Origin of the sequence: Chryseobacterium indologenes, assembly GCF_001295265.1 — a bacterium.
Lineage (GTDB): Bacteria > Bacteroidota > Bacteroidia > Flavobacteriales > Weeksellaceae > Chryseobacterium > Chryseobacterium indologenes_A.
Map to the genome: position 1 here is coordinate 140,900 of NZ_LJOD01000005.1, position 22,385 is coordinate 163,284.

Annotated in this window: 20 protein-coding genes; 14 read left to right on the top strand and 6 right to left on the bottom strand. The window is 38.8% G+C overall.

Annotated elements, in window-relative coordinates; all coding sequences use genetic code 11:
- Window positions 1-3 precede the first annotated feature (3 nt).
- The 5 genes from AOB46_RS09625 to AOB46_RS09645 all read right to left on the bottom strand — a co-directional run bounded on the left by AOB46_RS09625 (window position 4) and on the right by AOB46_RS09645 (window position 5,976).
- A complete protein-coding gene (locus tag AOB46_RS09625; RefSeq protein WP_062698724.1) occupies window positions 4-783 on the bottom strand; it encodes a (Fe-S)-binding protein in 780 nt (259 codons plus the stop codon).
- Window positions 773-1,396, bottom strand: coding sequence for a hypothetical protein (locus AOB46_RS09630; RefSeq protein ID WP_131724347.1), 624 nt, complete (start codon window positions 1,394-1,396; stop codon window positions 773-775). Before AOB46_RS09630 ends, AOB46_RS09625 begins: the two co-directional genes overlap by 11 nt.
- Before the next feature lie 10 nt (window positions 1,397-1,406).
- Window positions 1,407-2,735, bottom strand: a complete 1,329-nt coding sequence (locus AOB46_RS09635) for a (Fe-S)-binding protein (RefSeq protein WP_062698726.1) — start codon at window positions 2,733-2,735, stop codon at window positions 1,407-1,409.
- Window positions 2,736-2,744: 9 nt separating this feature from the next.
- Window positions 2,745-3,695 (bottom strand): MlaD family protein, encoded by a 951-nt coding sequence (locus AOB46_RS09640; protein WP_062698727.1) that lies wholly within the window; start codon window positions 3,693-3,695, stop codon window positions 2,745-2,747.
- A 127-nt stretch (window positions 3,696-3,822) separates the two neighbouring features.
- On the bottom strand, window positions 3,823-5,976 hold the full coding sequence (locus tag AOB46_RS09645; RefSeq protein WP_062698728.1) for a peptidylprolyl isomerase: 2,154 nt from the start codon (window positions 5,974-5,976) through the stop codon (window positions 3,823-3,825).
- Window positions 5,977-6,238: 262 nt separating this feature from the next.
- On the opposite strand from AOB46_RS09645, the gene lon reads away from it, so the two are divergent.
- From lon to AOB46_RS09660, 3 genes are all read left to right on the top strand, one after another.
- The gene (lon, locus tag AOB46_RS09650) at window positions 6,239-8,644 is read left to right on the top strand and encodes an endopeptidase La (RefSeq protein ID WP_062698729.1); all 2,406 of its coding nucleotides are present in this window, start codon (window positions 6,239-6,241) and stop codon (window positions 8,642-8,644) included.
- A 222-nt stretch (window positions 8,645-8,866) separates the two neighbouring features.
- Window positions 8,867-9,979 (top strand): AI-2E family transporter, encoded by a 1,113-nt coding sequence (locus AOB46_RS09655; RefSeq protein WP_062698730.1) that lies wholly within the window; start codon window positions 8,867-8,869, stop codon window positions 9,977-9,979.
- Between the two features lie 179 nt (window positions 9,980-10,158).
- Complete coding sequence (locus tag AOB46_RS09660) at window positions 10,159-10,536, top strand: DoxX family protein (protein ID WP_062698731.1); 378 nt, start codon at window positions 10,159-10,161, stop codon at window positions 10,534-10,536.
- A 59-nt stretch (window positions 10,537-10,595) separates the two neighbouring features.
- On the opposite strand, the gene AOB46_RS09665 is transcribed toward AOB46_RS09660, so the two are convergent.
- Window positions 10,596-11,954, bottom strand: coding sequence for an acyl-CoA dehydrogenase family protein (locus AOB46_RS09665; protein ID WP_062698732.1), 1,359 nt, complete (start codon window positions 11,952-11,954; stop codon window positions 10,596-10,598).
- Between the two features lie 205 nt (window positions 11,955-12,159).
- On the opposite strand from AOB46_RS09665, the gene AOB46_RS09670 reads away from it, so the two are divergent.
- From AOB46_RS09670 to AOB46_RS09720, 11 genes are all read left to right on the top strand, one after another.
- Window positions 12,160-13,074, top strand: coding sequence for a DUF4349 domain-containing protein (locus AOB46_RS09670; RefSeq protein WP_062698960.1), 915 nt, complete (start codon window positions 12,160-12,162; stop codon window positions 13,072-13,074).
- 155 nt (window positions 13,075-13,229) lie between these two features.
- Window positions 13,230-14,105 (top strand): TraB/GumN family protein, encoded by an 876-nt coding sequence (locus AOB46_RS09675; protein ID WP_062698733.1) that lies wholly within the window; start codon window positions 13,230-13,232, stop codon window positions 14,103-14,105.
- Between the two features lie 24 nt (window positions 14,106-14,129).
- Window positions 14,130-14,639 (top strand): RNA polymerase sigma factor, encoded by a 510-nt coding sequence (locus AOB46_RS09680; protein WP_062698734.1) that lies wholly within the window; start codon window positions 14,130-14,132, stop codon window positions 14,637-14,639.
- On the top strand, window positions 14,629-15,234 hold the full coding sequence (locus AOB46_RS09685; RefSeq protein ID WP_062698735.1) for a hypothetical protein: 606 nt from the start codon (window positions 14,629-14,631) through the stop codon (window positions 15,232-15,234). The genes AOB46_RS09680 and AOB46_RS09685 overlap by 11 nt, the downstream gene beginning before the upstream one ends.
- Window positions 15,235-15,435: 201 nt before the next feature.
- Window positions 15,436-17,076: a glucose-6-phosphate isomerase gene (gene pgi, locus AOB46_RS09690; RefSeq protein WP_062698737.1), complete on the top strand. Its 1,641-nt coding sequence runs from the start codon at window positions 15,436-15,438 to the stop codon at window positions 17,074-17,076.
- Between the two features lie 62 nt (window positions 17,077-17,138).
- Complete coding sequence (locus tag AOB46_RS09695; protein ID WP_062698739.1) at window positions 17,139-18,023, top strand: bifunctional 5,10-methylenetetrahydrofolate dehydrogenase/5,10-methenyltetrahydrofolate cyclohydrolase; 885 nt, start codon at window positions 17,139-17,141, stop codon at window positions 18,021-18,023.
- Window positions 18,024-18,029: 6 nt separating this feature from the next.
- Complete coding sequence (locus tag AOB46_RS09700) at window positions 18,030-18,659, top strand: 7-carboxy-7-deazaguanine synthase QueE (protein ID WP_062698741.1); 630 nt, start codon at window positions 18,030-18,032, stop codon at window positions 18,657-18,659.
- Window positions 18,660-18,702: 43 nt separating this feature from the next.
- Entirely contained in the window at window positions 18,703-20,073 is a 1,371-nt protein-coding gene (locus tag AOB46_RS09705; RefSeq protein ID WP_062698743.1) for an exopolysaccharide biosynthesis polyprenyl glycosylphosphotransferase, read from the top strand.
- 115 nt (window positions 20,074-20,188) lie between these two features.
- A complete protein-coding gene (locus AOB46_RS09710) occupies window positions 20,189-20,941 on the top strand; it encodes an MlaE family ABC transporter permease (RefSeq protein WP_062698745.1) in 753 nt (250 codons plus the stop codon).
- Complete coding sequence (locus AOB46_RS09715) at window positions 20,941-21,756, top strand: ABC transporter ATP-binding protein (RefSeq protein ID WP_062698747.1); 816 nt, start codon at window positions 20,941-20,943, stop codon at window positions 21,754-21,756. The genes AOB46_RS09710 and AOB46_RS09715 overlap by 1 nt, the downstream gene beginning before the upstream one ends.
- Window positions 21,740-22,351, top strand: a complete 612-nt coding sequence (locus AOB46_RS09720) for an outer membrane beta-barrel protein (RefSeq protein WP_062698749.1) — start codon at window positions 21,740-21,742, stop codon at window positions 22,349-22,351. Before AOB46_RS09715 ends, AOB46_RS09720 begins: the two co-directional genes overlap by 17 nt.
- The last annotated feature ends 34 nt before the right edge of the window (window positions 22,352-22,385 follow it).

Consider the following 22,385-nt stretch of genomic DNA (forward strand, 5'->3'; position numbering starts at 1 on the left):
ATTTTACAGATCTTCGGCTTCAGCAAGAAGCTCTACAATGTCTTTTACAGCTACTTCCGTATTCTTATTGAAATGTTTCACGCCATCCGTCATCATCGTATTGCAGAAAGGACATCCGGTGGCAATAACTTTAGGCTCAAAAGACAATGCTTCTTCTGTTCGTTCGATATTGATGTCTTTATTTCCTTTTTCAGGTTCTTTAAACATCTGCGCTCCTCCTGCTCCACAGCACAAACCGTTTGTTCTGCATCTTTTCATTTCTACCAGCTCAGCATCCAGTTTTTCAAGAAGTACTCTTGGTGCTTCATATTCATCATTGGCTCTCCCAAGGTAACATGGATCATGGAAGGTAATTTTCTTTCCTTTGAAAGCCCCGCCTTCAATCTTTAATCTCCCTTCTTCCATAAGGCTTTTAAGGAACTGGGTATGATGAACCACCTCATAATTCCCGCCAAGGCTTGGATATTCATTTTTCAGGGTATTGAAACAGTGCGGGCATGCTGTAACGATTTTTTTCACTTCATAGGCATTCAATACCTCAATATTGGTAAGGGCCATCATCTGGAAAACAAATTCATTTCCGGCACGTTTTGCAGGATCTCCGGTACAGCTTTCTTCCTGTCCCAGAACTGCAAATTCCACACCTATTTTATTCAATATTTTGCAAAATGCTTTTGTAATTTTTTTGGCACGGTCGTCAAAACTTCCGGCACATCCAACCCAAAATAAAACTTCAGGGGATTTTCCTTCGGCAGCATATTCTGCCATTGTTTTAATTTGCATTCTTTTTCTGTTTAATTAAAAAATCAGCATAGTATTCCTTAGCTTTTGTCATAATCTCTGCCGGAACTACTGAAACGTACAGAGGATTGGCTTCATCATAGTTCAGATATTTCCAGGATCCTTTGGTTACTTTATCATTTAGCGCAATGATCATACTCTCTTTGCTCATTTCCAAAGCGGAATCATTGGTAAACTGAGCTTTCATCCCCTGCATTTCCATCATCCCCAGCATCATCTTTTTCTTTTCCTCATCAAATTTCTCCTTAAGAAAGGTCATTTTCATTTTCATCGGATAAGTAACAAAAGCATATTTTACACCATCTCCTGTTTTAAAGACCTGTGATACACTGAAAGCATTCTTATCTGTATTTATAATCTCTATTTTGAATTCTTCATTGCCTTCAAGCATTGCTTTGAAAGAGTTGGACAATGTGCTTTTGTCCATTTTTTCAAAAATTCCGGGATGGGTCATGTCCAGCATCATGTCATAATCCTTCTTTTCCAGCAAGGACATGAATGACTGTGAATCTTCAAGGATTTTCTTTTCATCTGCTGACTGAGCCATCATAAAGACAGAACAGATCAGTAAAAAGGATAGGAATAGTTTTCTCATCTTTAAGGTTTTAGTCATTAGCCCAATTCAGACGGTCGGCCTGGTTATATTGCCAAGGCGCAGCATTATTTTCCACATTGGTCATCATAAGATTTAATTCCTGTGGAGCAGCAGACTGTTCCATCACAAGGAATCTTCTCATTTCAAAAATGATGGAAAGCGGATCAAGCAATACCGGACAGGCTTCTGTACAGGCATTACATGTAGTACATGCCCACAGTTCTTCTTTGGTGATATAGTCGTTCAGAAGTTTTTTGCCGTCATCTACAAATTTTCCGTTTTTATCTATGTTTCTTCCTACTTCTTCCAATCGGTCTCTGGTTTTCATCAGGATCAATCTTGGAGAGAGTTTTTTACCGGTAATATTAGCAGGGCACACTGAAGTACAACGTCCGCATTCCGTGCATGAATAAGCATTCAGAAGCTGAACCTGATTCAGGTCAAAAATATCTTCAGCACCAAATTTCGACGGAACATCTGCTTCTGCCTCTTCTGCCGGAGCAGCGTAAGGATCAGCATTAGGGTCCATCATAAGCTTAATTTCCTTAGTTACTGAATCTAGATTATTGAATTTTCCTTTTTTATCAAGGTTCGCAAACCATGTACTTGGAAATGCCAGGATAATATGCAGGTGCTTTGAGTAATAAAGATAGTTCATGAAGAAAAGGATTCCCACGAAGTGGAACCACCATGCTGCTTTTTCTGTAAAGAACAGGAATCCGTCACTGAAACCACTGAAGATCGGCGCCAATACTGTAGAACTGATCGGAAAGCTTCCGTGCTCAGGAAGAAGTCCTCTCTGTTGCAGAACCCAGTCTGCAGTATTCATTTTGAAGAAGGCCATCATCAGGGCAAATTCAATGATAAGAATCCAGTTGGCATCGTGTTTCGGCCATCCGAAAAGTTCCTTCATTGTTAACCTTTTCACCCCATAGAAGTTTCTTCTGATAAAGAATACCACTACACCGATGACAACAAGCAATGCCAGAATTTCCAGTGTTGCTGTAAAGAAGTTATAGAAACCATGTCCCAGAATTGAAGCCAGAAATCTGTGGGTTCCAAACAATCCATCCACAATAATTTCAATAAGTTCGATATTGATAATAATGAATCCTACATAGACAAAAAGGTGAAGAATACCAGCTACAGGACGTTTTACCATCTTGCTCTGCCCCATCGCAACTCTGGCCATGGTTTCCCAGCGTTCAGATTTCCTGTCGCTTCTGTTGATTTCTCTTCCCAGTTTAATATTTCTGTAGATCTTCTGCAGGCTTTTGGCAAACAGCCCGAACCCGGCAACCAGTAAGATCAGAAAAATAATGTTATCAATGTACTCCATAAGGCTATTTTAGTCTTTATTGTTCTTTCCAAAAACTGAGAAATTGATGTATCTCTTAGGATTGGCTTTCATATCTTCGATCAACGAATTCAGGTTGGTAGAGGCAGCATTCAGATTGTTATAAAGCTGCTCATCCTTCATGAGCTTTCCTAAACTTCCCTGCCCGTTATCTACTCCTGCAATCACCTGGTTCAGTTTTCCTACTGTAGCATCCAGGCTTGCAATAGTGGCGTTAAGTTTTTTGGTATCAATACTTTCTGCCAGGTTTCCGTATTTATCCAGAGTTACCTTCCCGCTTTCCATTGTAACGGCAGCATTATCAAGCACCTTCTGAAGTTTTGGATCATTGTGTCCTACAAGGCTGTTTACACTTCCTGCAGTGGTCTGTAGGGCTCCTACGGTTTTATTAAGATTAGCCAGAAGGGCTCTGATCTCTTCTCTGTTCTGTGCATCCACTATCTGATTGGCATTCGCCATCAAAGAATCTACTCTGTACAAAACGGTCTGAAGCTGATCTTTTACAGGACCTACCTGTGAAGAAAGGCTTCCCAGCGTTCCCAGCTTGAAAGCTCCTTTTAACGTATCTCCGTCTTTTGCAGTAGGGCCTCCGTATACAAGGTTTACTCTCATTTCTTTTCCGGACATCAGACCCGGCTCAAAAATCTCAAGAGTTGAATTTTTGGAAAATTCGAATTTATCATCCACCGTAATTTTTACGATGAAATTGATTTTTCCGTCTTTAGAGGTCTGAGGAATGATTTTATCAACCTGCCCTACCTTTAATCCATTGATAGAAACCGCAGAAGACTGTGCCAGCCCTTCTACATTATCGTATTTCGCGTAAAATATATTATCGGTAGTAAAAAGGCTTCTGCCCTTCATGAATTGAAACAACAACACAAAGCCTACAATAGCCAAAAGTGCGATCACACCAGCTTTTAATTCTTTACTGAACTTCACTTGCTAAATTTTTTCTAATGAGCAAATATAATACATTTTAAATTAATGTTTTTCTTTATTGCTCTGCGTTAAATACAAAAAACCACCAAAAAATTCTGGTGGTTTTCTATCTGTAAAAATTAATTTCTTATTGCTGCTGATTTCCCAGCTTTTCCCAGATCTCAGTTCTGTAATCTTTGATATCAGCATTGTCCTGAAGGCTCTTCATCCAGGCCTGTCCGAACATACCAGAGTTTCTCTGAGTAACGGATTCTGTGAACTGCTTAAGATCTCCAGGCTGTTTGTTTACTGTTTCTGATTTTTTGATCAGTACATAAACTCCGGTTCCTCCTTCAATAGGATTAGAAAGTTTTCCTTTCGCTACTCCAAATGCAGCACCTGCTACTTTAGGTTCCATAGCACCTGCTACTGAAGGGTTAAGGATATTTACCTGAGCAGATTGTTTTGTGGATGCAAATAATTTAGCGATCTGATCTAAGTTAGAAGCTTTAGCTCCTGCAATTTTATCAGAAATCTGCTTGGCAGCCAGTTTGTTTTTAACAATCATTTCAATCTGATCTCTTACAGATTCAGGATCAGCAAGACCTGCTTCCTGTTTTCCGTTAAGGTATACTACGATTTTATCTCCTGTTCCTTCTACAGTGAAGAATTCTGTATCTCCTTTATTTCTCTTCTTATTGAAAGCCCAGCTCAGGATTTCTCCATCTTTGTCAGTACCAAGCCCCTGAAGCTGTCCGTCAAATCTTTTAGCCGTTTTAGGGTTGGAGAACTGATAATTTCCTTTTTTAGCAATATTCACGAAATCGTTGAAAGATTTCCCTTGTACCTGCTGAATAAATTTTCTTGCTTTTTTGTCAGATTCTGCTTCTGTAGCATCGGAAGGCCTAACTTCTTTTACAAGGTTAGCCACTTTATAGCTCATTGCCCCCGCTTTTTTATCTTCAATATTGATGATATGATATCCAAATTGAGTTTCTACTACCCCTGTGGCTCCCTTAGGATTTGCTGCAAGGAACTTAAGGAATTCCGGTACGAAAGGAGTTTCCGGAGTTGTCCATCCTAAGCTTCCTCCCTGCGCTGCAGAACTTGGGTCATTAGAAAGTTTGATAAAGTCTGTGAATTTACCTGGATTTGCCTTTACAATAGCTCCGATAGAATCTGCCAGTTTTTTAGCCTGTTCTTTAGATCTTGTAACACCTTCTCCTGCAGGGCTTCCTTTGAAAGCAATAAGGATATGTCTTGATAAAGTAGAATCTGATGTCTTTTTATCTAACAGTTTAGAAACCACATAGAAATTCTGCTCTTTGTAAGGTCCGAACACCTGTCCGATAGCTGCCGTAGGAATCTGCGCCTGAATAGTCTGAGGCAGTTGGTTAGGCTTCATATACTGAGCATTAAAAGGCATATCAGAATTAGCCATTACAAACATAGAGTCGTTCTTTGTGTTCTGGAAATTCTCTGTACCTCCGCTTGCATCTGTTCCCCCTGAATACAGTTTTGTAATTTCTTTCTGAGCTGCCGCATCATCTGCTGCGCTAGGCTGAGAAGGGAAATATACAATACCAAGGTTTCTGCTTGGTTCGGCTTTGAACATTACAGGGTGCTGGTTGATATAGTTGGCAAGATCCTGTGTAGAAACATTGATCTTTGTTTTCTGAAGGTAAGCAGCATAATCGATCTTTACAAAATCGATGTCAGCAAGCTGGTCTCTCTGCTTCATCAGCTCTTCAGCTTCTTTCTTTCCTGTAGTAATTCCTCCTGAAATATTGGCAAACACCTGTCTGGCCATCAATCTGTACTCGATTGTTTTTCTGGTCTTCAACCACTGGTTATATCCCTGTGGATCGGTGCTTTGTAATGTTTCAACCTGTTTTTTTAATTCTTGTGTTTTAAAGTTACCTTTCTCATCAAAGAACTGTTGATTCTGAGCAAACATCTGGTCGTACTGGATCTGATTCCAGAAATAATCATCTGTCATTTCAAAGCCCAGTTTCTCAAACTGCTGCTTGATAAGTTTGGATTGTACAAGTAACTGCCAAGCCTGCTCTTCAAGCCCGTTTTTTGGACGGCCCTGCTGGTCAGCCTGCTGTTGCAGCACGAAAAGCTGGTCATTGAACTCTTCGCGGGTGATTTTCTCACCATTTACTTTTCCTAAAACATCAGGATTTTTACCAAAAACCTTGTCGATACTGTCCGGGTTCACCAAAAACGCTAAAAGCGCCAATGCAATCACCCCCATTAATAGCCAAGGCTTACTCCTAATCTGTCCTAAAATTGCCATTTTATAAATTATAGTTTTTTATCAGTTTGCGAAAATACACATTTTTAAGAAATTAGAGAAACAGAACTTCTTTATTTTAATTTTTTTCCGACGGAAGGTATTGAAAAAAGGAAATTTTGGCCATATTTTTTAACAAAAAACAAATGGCATAAGTATTGTGCATTTTAGAAGACCATAATATGCTTAGCATTTTCAGTGCATATTGTGAGTGATCACTTTAATGATTTAAAACGAAGATGACAATTTGTCACCCCAAATAATTATGACGAAATTTGAAGATATGAGTTTAGAGGAAATGATCAGCGATGGGTTTGATATTGTGGCTGAAGAGATCAATCTTTCAGACTTTTCGGAAACGGATAAGAATTCCGAGCAGAAAGTATTCCCTATTCTTCCCGTAAGAAATATGGTAATGTTTCCAAACGTGGTAATTCCTATTACTGCCGGAAGGAAAACATCGATACAGCTTCTTGAGGAAGCGCAGAAAAACGGAGATTTCATCGGAATTGTAAGCCAGAAAAATTCAGATCTGGAGCAGCCGGACGAGAAGGATATTTACCAGACCGGAACGCTTGCCAAGATTATCAAAATCATCAAACTTCCTGAGGGTAATATTACGGCTATTACAAAGGGATTTCATAGATTTAAAATTAAAAAGATCGTAGATAACCGCCCTTATTTTAAGGCAGAGATCACAAAACTAAAAGACTCCAGACCTAAAAACAGGGAGGAATACGACGCCCTGCTGGAAAACATCAAGGATCTGGCTTTGAAAATTATAGAGCTGGACCCTAACATTCCTAACGCAGCTAATTTTGCGATTAAAAATATCAGCAGCAATGATGATCTTCTGAATTTCATCTGCACCAATGCCAGTTTCTCATCCCCTGAGAAACAAGGGCTTCTTGAAGAAAAAAACCTGATGAACAGAGCCAATAAATGCTACGAAATGATGCATGAGGACTTCAGAAAGCTGGAGCTCAGAAATCAGATCCATCAGAAAACATCTAAAGACCTTGATAAGCAGCAGAGAGAATATTTTCTTAACCAGCAGATCAGAACCATCCAGGAAGAGCTGGGAGGAGGACCCGAAAGTGATGTCGAAGACCTTATCATTAAGGCCAAGGCTAAAAAATGGAGCCAGGAAGTGGAAGAACACTTCCAGAAAGAAATCAGCAGACTGCAGCGTCAGAACCCCAATTCACCCGACTACAATGTTCAGAGAAATTATCTTGATTTCTTTACAGATCTTCCATGGGAAACCTATACAAAGGATGTTTTTGACATTGCAAAAGCTGAAAAAATATTAGATAAAGCTCATTTCGGGTTGGAAGACATCAAGAAAAGAATTCTTGAGCACATGGCTGTTTTAAAATTAAAAAACAACATGAAATCTCCTATCCTATTGCTTGTAGGGCCTCCGGGAGTAGGAAAAACCTCCTTAGGAAAATCGGTTGCTGATGCATTAGGAAGAAAATATGTAAGGCTATCTCTGGGCGGGCTTCATGACGAAAGTGAGATCCGCGGCCACCGAAAAACTTATATCGGAGCAATGGCGGGAAGAATCCTTCAGTCTATTAAAAAGTCAGGTACTTCTAATCCGGTGATTGTACTGGATGAAATTGATAAGATTGGGCAGGGGCTTCACGGAGACCCAAGCTCCGCATTGTTAGAAGTACTTGATCCTGAACAGAATAAATCATTCTACGACAACTTCCTGGAAATGGGATATGACCTGTCTAAAGTAATGTTTATTGCTACTGCAAACTCTCTTTCCACCATTCAGACTCCACTTTTGGATAGAACGGAGATTATAGAAATTGCAGGATATACCCTGGAAGAAAAGACCGAAATCGCCAAAAGACACCTCATCAAAAAACAACAGGAAGAAAACGGACTTGATTCTAAATCCTTTAAACTGGGCAACGCTGAACTAAAACATATTATTGAAGCGCACACTTCAGAAAGCGGGGTAAGAACCCTTGAGAAAAGAATTGCTTCCATTGCGAGATGGACCGCTTTACAGACAGCGTTAATGAAAGAATATGATCCTAAAATATCGGTAGCAAAAGTAGATGAGATTCTTGGAGTTCCAAAACCGAAAAGCTTATCTGAAATCACAGGAGTACCCGGTGTAGTAACCGGACTTGCCTGGACCAGTGTAGGTGGCGATATTCTTTATATTGAAAGTATCCTGAGCAACGGCAAAGGAGCTTTAACGATGACCGGAAATCTGGGAACTGTTATGAAAGAATCGGCAACAATTGCTTTAGAATATATCAAAGCTAAACATGATGAACTGGGTATTCCTCAGGAAGATCTGGACAAGAAAAATATCCACGTGCATGTTCCGGAAGGAGCTACTCCAAAAGATGGCCCTTCTGCGGGAATCACCATGCTTACCTCAATGGTTTCCTCATTTAAAAATAAAAAGGTAAAACCTCACCTTGCCATGACCGGTGAGATTACATTAAGAGGAAAGGTTCTTCCTGTAGGCGGAATCAAAGAGAAACTTCTTGCGGCAACAAGAGCCGGCATCAAAGAGGTTATCCTTTGTGAAGCCAACAGAAAAGATGTGGAAGAAATCAAAAAAGATTATCTGAAGAACCTTACTGTACATTACGTTAACAGAATGGAGGAAGTAATTGATATTGCAATCGAAAATTAATTGATAACATATCAACTCTCAATAAGGAAACGTGTCTCATATTTTTTGGGATGCGTTTTTTTATTGTGAATGGAGATTTCATCATTTTAGAATACGGAAAACAGAGGTACCACAGGAGCTGTCTGTTATATTTCACCAGAGAAAAGAAATATGTTAATTAAGATAAAATGAACTTTCAATTCGGCAGGTTTTCTTATTTTTATCCTACAGATTTGAAAAATTATGAACTTTCTCCGACTTCCTTTCCTTGTCAACCTCACGCTTGTTGTTATTTCCATCATTGGACTTGGCTATCTGCTTGCGTTGGGACAAAGCATATTAGCGCCGTTCTTTCTGGCTTTCTTAATGGCCATGCTTTTTCTTCCGGCTGCTACTTTTATGGAAAGAAGATTAAGGTTTCCGAGATCCGTATCCACCATGACTTCAGTATTTATCATGCTGGCAATTTTATCAGGGCTTATTTATTTCTTCGGATCGCAGCTTTCTGATTTCAGTAAAGATATTCCCCATCTCAGGGATCAGGTAACTACAGTATTCAACAGTCTGCAGCACTGGATTTCCAAAACATTTAATGTAAAAGTTGATGAACAGCTGGATTATATTAATCAGGGGCTGAATAAACTGCTTTCTTCTTCCGGAGTGATTCTTGGCTTTACTTTCGGGATATTTTCTTCAGGATTCGGATTCATTGTATTCTTCACTTTGTTTTTCATTTTTATCTTAAATTACAGAAGGATTCTGAATAACTTTATTGTCACTGTCTTTAATGAAAAGCATAAAGCCAGCGTACAGGAGGTGGTCACTGAAATTCGGGTGATGACAAAAAAATATATTTTCGGGCTCTGTCTGCAGGTCTTAATTGTTTCAATACTCACCTCTGTTGTTCTTACTGTTCTGGGGGTAAAATATGCTGTTCTTCTTGCTGTCCTGACAGGCCTACTGAATGTAATCCCCTATCTGGGCATTTGTTTATCATTATTAATCTCTTGTTTTATTGCTTTTGCAACTGGCACACCCTCTACCTGTATTTATGTAGCAATCGGATATATTGCCGTACATATTGTTGACGGAAATATTGTTTTACCTTTTGTTGTCGGCTCCAAAGTAAAGATCAATGCCTTATTTTCTTTCATCGGAATTATCTTGGGTGAGCACCTTTGGGGAATTGCTGGCATGTTCCTGTGTATTCCGGCTATTGCCATTATCAAGATTATTTTTGAAAGAGTGGAAGGTCTAAAACCGTGGGGAAAATTGCTTGGAGAAGAAGAGAAACCCAATAAGAAGAAAAAAAGCTACAAAATTTCCAAGAATATTACGCTGAAGGAAATGGACTGATCCATGGATGTAATGGTTCAGATTTTCTTCAAATGAAAATATGAACATTGAACATAAATGGAAAGACTGGAAATAAAAAATCACGATCAGCACATGATTAATACCAATAATATATTTTTATTTGAAAATTATTAAAAATACGATGTTTTTATATTAAATTTGATATAAAAACATCAATTATGAAAATCGTAAAATTCATTATTTGCCTGTTGTTTGCTCTTATGTTTATTAATGCAGGATTGAATAAATTTTTTCAATATTCACCCATGCCAAAAATGACCGATGAACAAATGAAAATTTATGCAGCATTCAATGAAATCGGCTGGCTGTTTCCATTGGTTGGCATTGTGGAGATTATTGGCGGAATATTATTCATCTTCCCAAAAACCAGAGCATTAGGTGCAATTGTAATCCTTCCGGTAATGGTTGGAATTGTGCTTCAGAATGTCTACAGAGATCCCAGCCAGGTAGGCATTATTATGGCTGTTGTTCTTTCTCTGATCAATATCTGGGTGATTATTGACAATAAAGAGAAGTATAAAAATTTAGTTAGCTAGCAGGTACTGGACTGCAACAATGCATTTCAATACCTGCCGCCGGCTATCTACCACCTGTCTCAAATAAACGCACTGAATCCCGTGATTGATCTTCCTACAATCAGGGAGTTAATTTCTTTTGTTCCTTCGTAAGAGTAAATCGCTTCAGCATCTGCCACAAACCGTGCAACATCATATTCCAGCAAGATACCGTTTCCACCCATAACTTCTCTTGCCCTGGAAACAATATCCCTGGTTCTCAGGGTACAGAAAACCTTGGCCAGTGAAGCATGTTCATCTTTTAATATGCCTTCATCCTGCATTTCAGAAAGCCTGAAAACCATGGTCTGCATTGCTGTAAGATTGGAAAGCATCTCCACAAGATGCCCCTGGATCATTTGAAATGAAGCAATCGGTTTTCCGAACTGTTCTCTTTTTCGTGTATAATCCAGTGCGCTTTCATATGCTCCCCTTGCGCATCCGGTAGCCATCCATGCCACTCCGGCCCTTGTCATCCGGAGAACCTTTCCGGTATCTTTAAATGAGTCTGCATGCTGCAGGCGGTTTTCTTCAGTAATCAGACAGTCTTTCAATGTAATCAGTCCATTCTGTACAATTCTCAGAGCCATTTTTCCTTTGATTTTCTCAACGGAATATCCGGGATTATCTTTTTCAACAATGAACCCCTTCACTTCACCGCTGTCCAGATCTCTGGCCCAGATAATGATTACATCGGCGAATGTGGCATTTCCGATCCATTTTTTCTGACCGTTAAGAATCCAGCCTTCGGGTGTTTTTTTACAGGTTACCGTCAATCCACCGGCAGCTCCGGAACCTACTTCAGGTTCTGTAAGGCCAAAAGCTCCGATCTTTTCAAATTTCTGCATCTGCGGAAGCCATTTCTGTTTTTGCTCTTCCGATCCGCAAATATAGATAGACCCCATTGCCAGACCGGACTGAACTCCAAAGAAAGTTGCTATGGAAGCATCTATCCGGGCCATTTCCATGGCAATAACCCCTTCCATCAGAAAGGGCATCCCCGGACATCCATATCCTTCATAGGTTACTCCACAAATGTTAAGCTTCTGAAATTTCGGAATCAGTTCAAAAGGAAATTCATCTCTGAGCCAGTAATGGTTCACCAATGGCTTTACTTCTTTTTCCATAAATGCCCTTACTTTAAGCTGAATTTCCCGTTGTTCCGGTGTCAGAGTGTGATAAATATCGTAGAAATCACCATCAATAGGCGGAAGTTCTTTCTTTTTCTTATCCGGATCCAGCATTTTCATTAATCCGTGCAGCTGTTTATCATCCAGCTTAGAGAAATTCTGCATCAGTTTCGGAAGATCCACTTTCTGGGAAATAGAACCTAATTGTTCAAAATCTATGGATCTGAATAATTCTATTACATTTCTGATTTTGGAAAAAGTATTTGACATAGTAATGATTTGTGGGATTGATTTGTAAAAGATAAGCAAAAATTACTCCGAAAACAAAGACATCCATTGCCGGTTATTTTACAAAACCTTCATTTACAACCCATTAAAACCGAATTCCTCTTTACAAGTTTTTTACGCCTGATTTTCAAAGGTTACAAAAGATCCGGCCTGAACTTTGGGATACAAAACCTTAAATATCAATGCTATGAAAACAACGTACCTCAAATTATCATTATCTGCCATTCTTTTATCAGGAATTTTTTCATGCAGGAAAGGAGAAGCCTCCACTGCTGAAATAAAAGCATACGAAACGACAGATTCTGCTGCTGTTCCAATTACAGACAGTATATCCTCTGCCGCTTCCATCAGGGTAAAGGATAAGCAGTTCATTAAAACTGCAGATGTAAATATGGAAGTAAAAGATGTGTATGAAGCAACAGTTTCCATTGAAAAATCTGTTCAGGAACTGGGAGGTTTTGTTACCCACAGCAACCTTACCAGCAATGTAGTTTCTGAAAACACCTATAATACCTCCGGGGAAGAAGCCGTACTTATAAAAAAATATCAGACAGAAAATACAATGCAGGCCCGTGTTCCTTCTGAAAAGCTGAGTGAGTTTTTAGCGTTCATTAACGATAAAAAGCTATTTCTTAATTCAAGGGTCATTCATGCGGAAGATGTAACCTTCGACATTAAATATGCTGAAATGGAAGGTACAAGAATCAAAAAAACAGGCGATAACATCAGCAAGCTTAAAGCCACAAAAGATAAGGTGGAGCTGGATGACCAGAATATGTCCGAAGGAAATCTTCAGAAGCTGGCTAATATGAATACAGGAAATGATCTTAAATACAGCACCATTGATCTCTACATTAAGGAGCCTCAAATACGTGTTGCCAAGATTGCGGTTACCAACACAACCAATATTGATAACAAATACAAATTCAATTTCATATATGACGCTAAAAATGCTTTTGTAGAAGGCTTTTATCTGATTCAGAAGATCATAGTAGGTCTTATTACCGCCTGGCCACTTTTATTGATCATAGCTGCCGTGATCTATTTTTTAAGGAAAAGAAAAGCAGTTAAATCTGATCATCCCAAAATTTCAGAATCCTGAAAGCTATCCTAACCAACTGGTTATCATCATAATTTTAGATTTTACAGGCCTCCTTTCGCAAGGAGGTTTTATTTTTTTCAAAAAAAAACTGTAACGAGTGGTGTACCGCACTTACCTACTGTTTAAAAGAATAGAAAATCAAAAAAAATTATATCATGAAAAATTTAGTAAAACTTGGATTCGCAGCATTAGCTTCAGTGGTTTTTATGACAACCAACGCACAGGATAAAAAACAGAACAGTGAAAACAGTGTTCTCTGGGAAGTAACAGGAAACGGACTTTCAAAACCTTCTTATATTACCGGAACCTGCCACATCATGTGTAGTAAGGATTTTGAAATAAAACCGAAAGTATCAAAAGCTCTTGAAAAAACAGACCGCTTTGTAATGGAAATCAATTATACAGATCCGGCAGAAATGAAAGCATTGCAGGGAATGTTTCAAGCAGATAAAAAATTATCTGACCAGCTTACGACAGAGGAAGCAAAGGAACTTGACAAAATTCTTGCTGACTACGGAACTACCCTGAAAAACATGGATAATTCCTCTTCCCAAGCACTGTACGCCCTGATTTCAATGAAAGCCGTTCCATGTCCGCAGACTGAAATAAAATCTTATGAAATAGAACTTTTACAAGCTGCTCTTAAAAAGAAAAAGAGTATTGACGGACTTGAAAAAGTGGAAGACCAGCTGATCTCTATCAACAAAGCATATGATCTGAAAGAAGTCATTACGCAGCTGAAAATGGGTAAAGAATATGAAAGCCTTCTTAAAGACATGATGGAAGCCTTCAAAAAAGAAGATGTACAATCCGTTTACAGTCTCTTTAAAAATGATAAATTTATGAGTGATAAACAAGAGAAAGCAATGCTTACGGACCGAAATAAAAACTGGGCAGAAAAAATGCCGGACATGATGAAAAAAGGAAGTAATCTTTTTGCTGTGGGAGGTGCTCATCTTATGGGAGATCATGGAATCATCAAACTGCTCAAAGCAAAAGGATATACTGTAAAACCGGTATCAGAACTATAATATAACCCAAACCATGAAATTATCGTGAGCAGTCAGACTGAAGCCACTTTTTTAAAGCTGGTCAACCAGCACAAAGGCATCTTATACAAAGCCTCCCGGATCTATGCTGATTCTCCGGAAGACCGGGAAGACCTTCAGCAGGAGATTCTCATCCAGCTATGGAAATCTTACCGGAATTTCAAAGGAGACAGCGAGTTTTCTACCTGGATGTATCGTGTCGCGATCAATACAGCGATTACTTATCTTAAAAAGGAAAAGAAAAGAACCCAGAACCATAGTGATACTCCTGAACATTTTGAGGTGCAAAGTGAAGATTACAACCCTACAAAAGACAAGCAGCTGGAGATCTTTTACAATGCTGTTCAGGAACTGAATCCTTTGGAAAAAGCAGTGATATTCTATTTCATGGAAGGAATGTCGCACAAAGAAATAGGAGGCAATCTTGGGCTCAGTGAAGGTAATGCCCGTGTAAAACTCAACAGAACAAAAGAAAAAATACAGCAAATCATAAAAAAAACAGGTTATGAATTTTGATCAATTAAAAGAGCAATGGAATAACGAAGAAAGCAATGTTCATATTCCAGACACGATAGAACAATTAAAAGAAAGCAAACATCCTATTGAAAGGATCCGGAAAAGCATGAAAAAGGAATTCCCCGCACAGGTGCTCGCCATTATTCTCATTGCATTTTTCCCTTTCCAGTTTGGATTTCCTTCCTCGCAGTATGTTATTTATTATACATCGTATGTAATGATGGCAGTCATATCATGCTACTATCTGTACGGATTTTATAGATTTTATAAGCAAACCGGCCTTTATACCGGCAACACGAAAAACAGTCTCTGGAAGATCTATCATGAGCTTCGCCTCAATATGGAAAGATATCAGTCTTTCGGATTTCTGCTTCTTCCGCACTTTTTAATTACCATCGGTCTTCTCATCTACAATACTCTTGAAAAAAGGGGGAAATCGCTGAACGGACTTTCAGAAGGACATCAGCAGGCTTTAATTCTGGCAGTGCTTATCGGAACGCTTTGGCTGGTTACAAGTATTGTCCTATGGACAAAATATATTTATGGCCGCAATGCCAGAAAGCTGGAAAAAATTCTGGATGATATGGATGAATAAATGACAGTCTTTAGCACCCATAACCATCAAGCCCCAGATCAGATTCTGGGGTTTCTTTTTTAAAAAAATGTTATTTATCACCCTCAAATTTATTTGAGGTTTTATTTTTCCTTAAATTTGCAGATCAGAAATAAAATGATACAAATTCTGATCTTTTTATGATCAGCCCTGTCATTTTCTGACTCATATAATTCTTACCCTATGCTATCAAAAATAAACCCTATACACACTGACAGCTGGAAAGCTCTTGATGAACATTTCGCAGGAAATGATTTTGACCTGAGAAGCCTTTTTCAGTACAACCCGAATCGTTTTAACGAATTTTCCATCCAAAGAAATGATTTTCTTTTTGATTATTCCAAAAACCTGATCGACTCAAGAACAAAAGCCCTTTTACTGAAGCTTGCTGAAGAATGTCAGCTAAAAGATGCTATTTCCAGAATGTTTTCAGGTGATAAAATCAATGAAACGGAAGGAAGAGCCGTTTTACACACTGCTTTAAGGGATTTTTCAGACAAAGAAATACTGGTTGACGGGGAGAATATAAAGCCCCAGATCAGAAAAGTTCTTGATCATATGAAAGCATTCTCGGAGCAGATTATTTCCGGAGCGCATAAAGGTTTCAGCGGAAAAGAGATTACTGATGTTGTGAATATCGGAATCGGAGGGTCTGACCTTGGGCCCGTAATGGTATGTTCTTCGTTAAAACATTTTAAAACAAGACTGAACGTTCATTTTGTTTCCAATGTAGATGGCAATCATATCGCTGAAACTGTTAAAAACCTGAATCCGGAAACCACTTTATTCATCATTGCTTCCAAGACCTTTACTACTCAGGAAACCATGACCAACGCCTATTCTGCCAAAGACTGGTTCTTAAAGGCCGGAAAGGAAGAAGATGTAGCGAAACATTTTGTAGCTTTATCCACTAATATTCAGGAGGTTAAAAAATTCGGAATCGCAGAAGAAAATATTTTTGAGTTCTGGGACTGGGTAGGCGGAAGATATTCCCTTTGGAGCGCTATTGGTCTGAGCATTGTTCTTGCAGTAGGGTATGACAATTTTGAACAGCTGTTAAGAGGAGCATTTGATACCGACCAGCATTTCCAGACAGCAGATTTCTCAGAAAACATTCCTGTTTTAATGGGACTTTTAGGAATCTGGTACCGTAACTTTTATGCTGCCACAAGCTATGCAATTCTTCCTTATTCCCAATATCTGGACAGATTCGCTGCTTATCTTCAGCAGGGAGACATGGAAAGCAACGGAAAATGCGTGGACCGAAACGGTGAGTTTGTAGAATACGAAACAGGACCTATTATCTGGGGAGAACCCGGAACCAACGGTCAGCACGCTTTCTATCAATTGATCCATCAGGGAACAGAATTGATTCCTGCAGATTTCATCGCCTATGCAAAGAGTTCCAATAAAGTTTCTGATCACCAGGATAAATTACTGGCTAACTTTTTTGCTCAGACTGAAGCACTTGCCTTCGGAAAAACGGAAGAGGAAGCAGAAGAAGAATTAAGAAGTTCCGGTAAATCTGGGGAAGATATCGACAGGCTGCTAAACTACAAGGTCTTCCATGGAAACACACCAACTAACTCTATACTATTCAAAGAATTAACTCCTTTCACACTGGGCCAGCTCATTGCGATGTATGAACATAAAATTTTCGTACAGGGAGTAATCTGGAATATTTTCAGCTTTGACCAGTTCGGGGTGGAATTAGGTAAAGTTTTAGCCAATAAAATTCTTCCGGAACTTGAAAATAATGAAGCGATCAGTTCCCATGACAGTTCTACCAACGGGCTGATTAATTATTATAAAGAAAATAAATAGAGCCAACCGGCTTCAGCATATCATCGTATTCAATAAATCTAAATAAAGTAAAAAAAGTAAAAATGGCAGAAATTCTTGACGGATTAAAAGTATCTAAAGAAATAAAAGCAGAAATCAAGGCTGAAGTAGAAAAGATTCTTGCATCCAAAAGAAGAGCACCGCACCTGGTAGCGATTCTTGTTGGAAACAACGGAGCAAGTAAAGCGTATGTGAATGCTAAAGTGAAAGACTGTGAAGAAGTAGGCTTTCAATCAAGCTTAATCAAATTTCCAAGCACAGTTTCTGAATCTGAGCTACTGGAAAAAATTGATGAACTGAACAAGTCTAAAGCAGTTGACGGGTTCATTGTTCAGCTTCCTTTACCAGATCAGGTTGATCAGGAAAAAATCATTAATGCTATTGATCCCAGAAAAGATGTAGACGGGTTTCACCCTGAAAATTTCGGAAAAATGGCACTGGAAATGGATACTTTCCTTCCTGCTACTCCTTTCGGAATTTTAACGCTTCTGGAAAGATATAATATCGAAACCAAAGGAAAAGACTGTGTTATCATCGGAAGAAGTAAAATTGTAGGAAGACCTATGAGTATCCTTATGGGAAGAAAAGATTTTCCCGGAAATTCTACGGTAACACTTACCCACTCTTATACGAAGGACATTGAAGAATACACTAAAAAAGCCGATATTGTTATCACGGCTCTAGGAGATCCTCATTTCCTGAAAGGAGAGATGATTAAGGACGGAGCTGTGATTGTTGACGTAGGAATTACAAGAGTGGATGATGATTCTCCAAAGGGATATTATTTAGCAGGTGACGTAGATTTTGACAGCTGTGCCGCCAAAGCAAGCTGGATCACACCGGTACCCGGAGGAGTAGGCCCAATGACAAGAGCTATGCTGATGAAGAATACCATCATCGCTTATAAAACTTCGGTTTATAACGACTAATTTAAAATGAATAAAGAACAAGATATTTTATTAAAAGAAGGTAAAATGCTCCCTGTGATGGAGCATTTTTACACTTTACAGGGAGAAGGGGCACATACCGGGAAAGCAGCCTATTTTATCAGGCTGGGAGGTTGTGATGTGGGCTGTCATTGGTGTGATGTAAAAGAAAGCTGGAACCCGGATCTTCATCCGTTGATGAATGCGGAAGAAATTGCAGAAACAGCAGCAAAACATTGTAAAACCATCGTTCTTACCGGCGGAGAGCCTTTAATGTGGAATCTGGACATTCTTACCTCTAAATTGAAAGAACTGGGATGCAGCATCCACATTGAAACTTCAGGAGCTTATCCAATGAGCGGTCAGCTGGACTGGATCACGCTTTCCCCAAAGAAGACAGGTCTTCCGAAAGAAGAGATCTACCAGAAAGCCAATGAGCTTAAAGTGATCATTTTCAACAATCATGATTTTACTTTTGCACAGGAGCAGGCCGCAAAGGTGTCTGAAAACTGCAGACTTTATATGCAAAGTGAATGGAGCCGCCGTGATGAAATGTATCCTAAGATTACGGATTTTATTCTGGCACATCCGGAATGGCAGGCCTCAGTTCAGACCCACAAATATCTGAATATCCCGTAAAAATATGTACCTTAGCCTTTCGTATCCGTTATAATACCGATAGATGCAGAGAATTCGATACTCTAGATACCTGAAATCGATCATTATTTTGCTTGACCTTCTGGTTATTGCATCTATTTTTATATTCTTTTTTATCAGCAGAAACGAAGATTTAAAATATCACGAGGAAACCTGGTATCAGAATATTTTCTCCCTGATACTGCTGTTTTTGTTCTGGATACTGCTGAGTGGCAGGACAAAAATTTACAATATCCCGAGAAACCTCACGTACACCTTGTTTCTGGAGCGTCTTCTGGTTCACTTTTTATTTTTTATACTGGGAGTTCTGCTGATTGGGAAAGTAAGTAAAAATGTATTTTTCACGTCGGATATTTACTGGCTTTCGTTTTATCTTTTCTTCTGTATTTTCTTTACGAGGTCAATTATATTCTTTTCCATCAAATATTTCCGTTCTCTCGGGATCAATTACAGGAACGTTATGTTTTTGGGCAAAACAGATGCCACCGACATCTTAAAGAATATATTTATAAACAGGAAAGATTACGGGTATAAAATCTTTGAATACGAAAACCCTGGCATCAATGAAGCAGATTTAGTTAATTTTTGGAAAAAAAACGGGATCCACACCCTGTTTTTATCTACAGAAAATAACTTCAGCGAACAAGAGGAAACACAGATCTTCAGACTGGCAGAGGATAATAAAGTGCACGTATCCCTGATTCCGAGCATTACCCAAAGTGATTTTTTTCTGTATGATTTGGGTTATATTCAGACTCAGCCTATTCTTAACCAGGCAAAATACCCTTTAGACTATTACGCTAACTACCTGGTAAAAAGAACCTTTGATATAACATTTTCCATTATCATACTGCTTTTTATCTGTTCATGGCTGTTCCCCATTATTGCTATTTTTATAAAAGCAACCTCAAAAGGACCTGTTTTTTTTGTTCAGAAAAGATATGGCTTTCATGAGGAAGTATTTGACTGCTTTAAATTCAGGACCATGGTCGTCAATGATCAGTCTGCCATTAAAACTACTGAAGAAAATGATTCCAGGATTACCGGTATCGGAAAATTTCTGAGAAAAACCAGTCTTGATGAACTTCCGCAATTCATTAATGTACTGAAAGGCGATATGTCTGTTGTAGGACCACGTCCTCATATGCTGGCTGTCGACAATTATTACAAACCTAAGATCGGGAGATACAGTCTGAGAAGCATGGTAAGCCCGGGTATTACCGGCCTTGCCCAGGTAAGTGGTCTGCGGGGAGACTACGGGGATGTGGAAGTAGAAATGAAAAAAAGAATTCTTGCCGATGCTTTTTATGTACGGAACTGGAGTTTTGTTTTGGATATGGTGATTATTTTCAAGACAGTTTTCCTGGTTATCGGCGGAGATAAAAATGCAAAATAAGTTAAACAGACTAAGGGACAGATTGAGAAAACCCATTGGATTCTGAGAATCAATATCGTTCACACCTTAAACTCAGTTTAGCTTTAATTAAATAAAAAAAGTCTAATTTAGCAGCATGTTAAAAAAGTTTTTCACAGCTGTAGGAGAATACATTATCCTGCTGGGTAAATCCTTACAGAAACCTCAGAAAATGAGAGTCTTCTGGAAGCTGTTCATGAGAGAAATTAATGATTTAGGAGTCAACTCTTTCGGATTGGTTGTCTTCACCTCTATATTTGTGGGAGCAGTAGTAGCGATTCAGATGTTCAATAATTTTGATGCATCTTCTTTTCCTATTCCTCCATCCTTTGTAGGATATGCAACCAAAGCAGTTCTTGTTCTGGAATTTGCCCCAACAATCATCAGTCTGATCCTGGCAGGGAAAGTGGGCTCTTATATTGCTTCCAGTATCGGAACGATGAGGGTTTCCGAACAGATTGATGCACTGGATATCATGGGGGTAAATTCACCGAATTTCCTGATATTTCCTAAAATTATCGCCTGTGTTATCTTTAACCCACTTCTTATTGCGATCAGTATCGTATTTGGGATTCTGGGCGGATATATTGCCGGGATTCTGACAGGGAACTGGACGGAGAACGATTATATTGTAGGAATCCAGATGTATATGCCCAATCTGTTTATCTATTATGCCTTTATAAAAACCACAGTATTTGCTTTTATCATTGCTACGGTTCCTTCTTATTTCGGATATAATGTGAAGGGCGGATCTCTTGAAGTGGGAAGAGCCAGTACTCAGGCAGTAGTATGGACTATGGTGTTCATTATTATTTCTGAATTAATTTTAACCCAATTAATATTAAGCTGATGATTGAGGTAAAAGATCTTAAGAAAAGTTTTGGAGATGTTGAAGTACTTAAGGGAATTTCAACTTCATTTGATAAGGGAAAGGTAAACCTGATTATCGGGCAGAGCGGTTCTGGAAAAACAGTTTTCCTCAAAAGCTTACTGAATGTATACCAGCCATCATCCGGAGAAATTCTTTTTGATGGCAAGGACATCAATACGATGACCCGTGATGAAAAGCAGCACCTGAGATCAGAAATCGGAACCGTATTCCAGGGAAGTGCTCTTTTTGACTCGCTTACCGTGGAAGAAAATATCATGTTTCCTCTGGACATGTTTACAAATCTTACTTACAGGGAGAAAAAGAAAAGGGTTTTTGAAGTGATAGGAAGGGTTCACCTGGACAAAGCCGGCAGAAAATTTCCTTCTGAAATTTCGGGAGGAATGCAGAAGAGAGTTGCCATCGCAAGAGCCATTGTAAACAATCCGAAATACCTGTTCTGTGATGAGCCCAACTCGGGGCTTGATCCGTATACCTCCAATGTTATAGATGATCTCCTTCTTGAAATCACCAAGGAATATAACACTACAACCATCATCAATACCCATGATATGAATTCTGTGATGACGATTGGCGAAAAAATTGTTTACCTGAGACTGGGAATCAAAGAATGGGAAGGTAATAAAGACATTCTGATTACGGCAGGCAATAAAAATCTAATTGATTTCGTTTATTCTTCAGAACTGTTTAAAGAATTGAGAGAATATCTACTTGAAAATAATAAAACGATTGAAAATACAATCACAAAAATAGACGATAATGAAAAAGGTACTTAGTATAGCATTAATAGGGTTCTCTATGCTGGCTTCTGCACAGATCTCTCTGGCGGGTAAAGCTAACTTAATATTCCCGACAGGTTCTCCTTCCTGGAAAAATATCAAGGGAACGGTAAATGATGCAATTGACGGAACAGGAAAAAACAATGCAGGCTTTAATGTAGGACTTTCATTAAAAGTAGGGCTTCCGACTTCACTTTTTGTAATGCCGGAACTATATTATACCCACTTCAAAAATGAGTTCACTACAGAGAATACCACTTTCGATGTAAAAAGCAACCGTATTGATATGCCGGTCCTTTTAGGATATAATGTATTGGGTAATATGCTGGGAGTGTATGTAGGACCCGTTGCAAGTTATAATTTGAGCACTGACAATACGTACAATGATTTTAAAGAAAATGCCAAAAACAATTTTACAGTAGGTTATCAGTTTGGGGCCCAGCTGGAAATTAAAAAGCTGATTGTGAATGCAAGATATGAAGGAGCTTTCAGCAAAGATGAAAGAAACTTCATCAACAAAGTTTCAGGATCAGAGATCCGATATGATAACAGACCTAACTTATTTATGGTAGGTTTAGGATATAAATTTTAAATCAATCGAAATAACAACTATAAGAAAGCCCTCT

Bases quoted from the DNA above. Each gene is read 5' to 3' on its own strand.
- AOB46_RS09625 (WP_062698724.1), bottom strand. From the start codon at position 783: ATGCAAATTAAAACAATGGCAGAATATGCTGCCGAAGGAAAATCCCCT.
- AOB46_RS09630 (WP_131724347.1), bottom strand. From the start codon at position 1,396: ATGAGAAAACTATTCCTATCCTTTTTACTGATCTGTTCTGTCTTTATG.
- AOB46_RS09635 (WP_062698726.1), bottom strand. From the start codon at position 2,735: ATGGAGTACATTGATAACATTATTTTTCTGATCTTACTGGTTGCCGGG.
- AOB46_RS09645 (WP_062698728.1), bottom strand. From the start codon at position 5,976: ATGGCAATTTTAGGACAGATTAGGAGTAAGCCTTGGCTATTAATGGGG.
- lon (WP_062698729.1), top strand. From the start codon at position 6,239: ATGACGAAATTTGAAGATATGAGTTTAGAGGAAATGATCAGCGATGGG.
- AOB46_RS09655 (WP_062698730.1), top strand. From the start codon at position 8,867: ATGAACTTTCTCCGACTTCCTTTCCTTGTCAACCTCACGCTTGTTGTT.
- AOB46_RS09660 (WP_062698731.1), top strand. From the start codon at position 10,159: ATGAAAATCGTAAAATTCATTATTTGCCTGTTGTTTGCTCTTATGTTT.
- AOB46_RS09665 (WP_062698732.1), bottom strand. From the start codon at position 11,954: ATGTCAAATACTTTTTCCAAAATCAGAAATGTAATAGAATTATTCAGA.
- AOB46_RS09670 (WP_062698960.1), top strand. From the start codon at position 12,160: ATGAAAACAACGTACCTCAAATTATCATTATCTGCCATTCTTTTATCA.
- AOB46_RS09675 (WP_062698733.1), top strand. From the start codon at position 13,230: ATGAAAAATTTAGTAAAACTTGGATTCGCAGCATTAGCTTCAGTGGTT.
- AOB46_RS09685 (WP_062698735.1), top strand. From the start codon at position 14,629: ATGAATTTTGATCAATTAAAAGAGCAATGGAATAACGAAGAAAGCAAT.
- pgi (WP_062698737.1), top strand. From the start codon at position 15,436: ATGCTATCAAAAATAAACCCTATACACACTGACAGCTGGAAAGCTCTT.
- AOB46_RS09695 (WP_062698739.1), top strand. From the start codon at position 17,139: ATGGCAGAAATTCTTGACGGATTAAAAGTATCTAAAGAAATAAAAGCA.
- AOB46_RS09700 (WP_062698741.1), top strand. From the start codon at position 18,030: ATGAATAAAGAACAAGATATTTTATTAAAAGAAGGTAAAATGCTCCCT.
- AOB46_RS09705 (WP_062698743.1), top strand. From the start codon at position 18,703: ATGCAGAGAATTCGATACTCTAGATACCTGAAATCGATCATTATTTTG.
- AOB46_RS09710 (WP_062698745.1), top strand. From the start codon at position 20,189: ATGTTAAAAAAGTTTTTCACAGCTGTAGGAGAATACATTATCCTGCTG.
- AOB46_RS09715 (WP_062698747.1), top strand. From the start codon at position 20,941: ATGATTGAGGTAAAAGATCTTAAGAAAAGTTTTGGAGATGTTGAAGTA.
- AOB46_RS09720 (WP_062698749.1), top strand. From the start codon at position 21,740: ATGAAAAAGGTACTTAGTATAGCATTAATAGGGTTCTCTATGCTGGCT.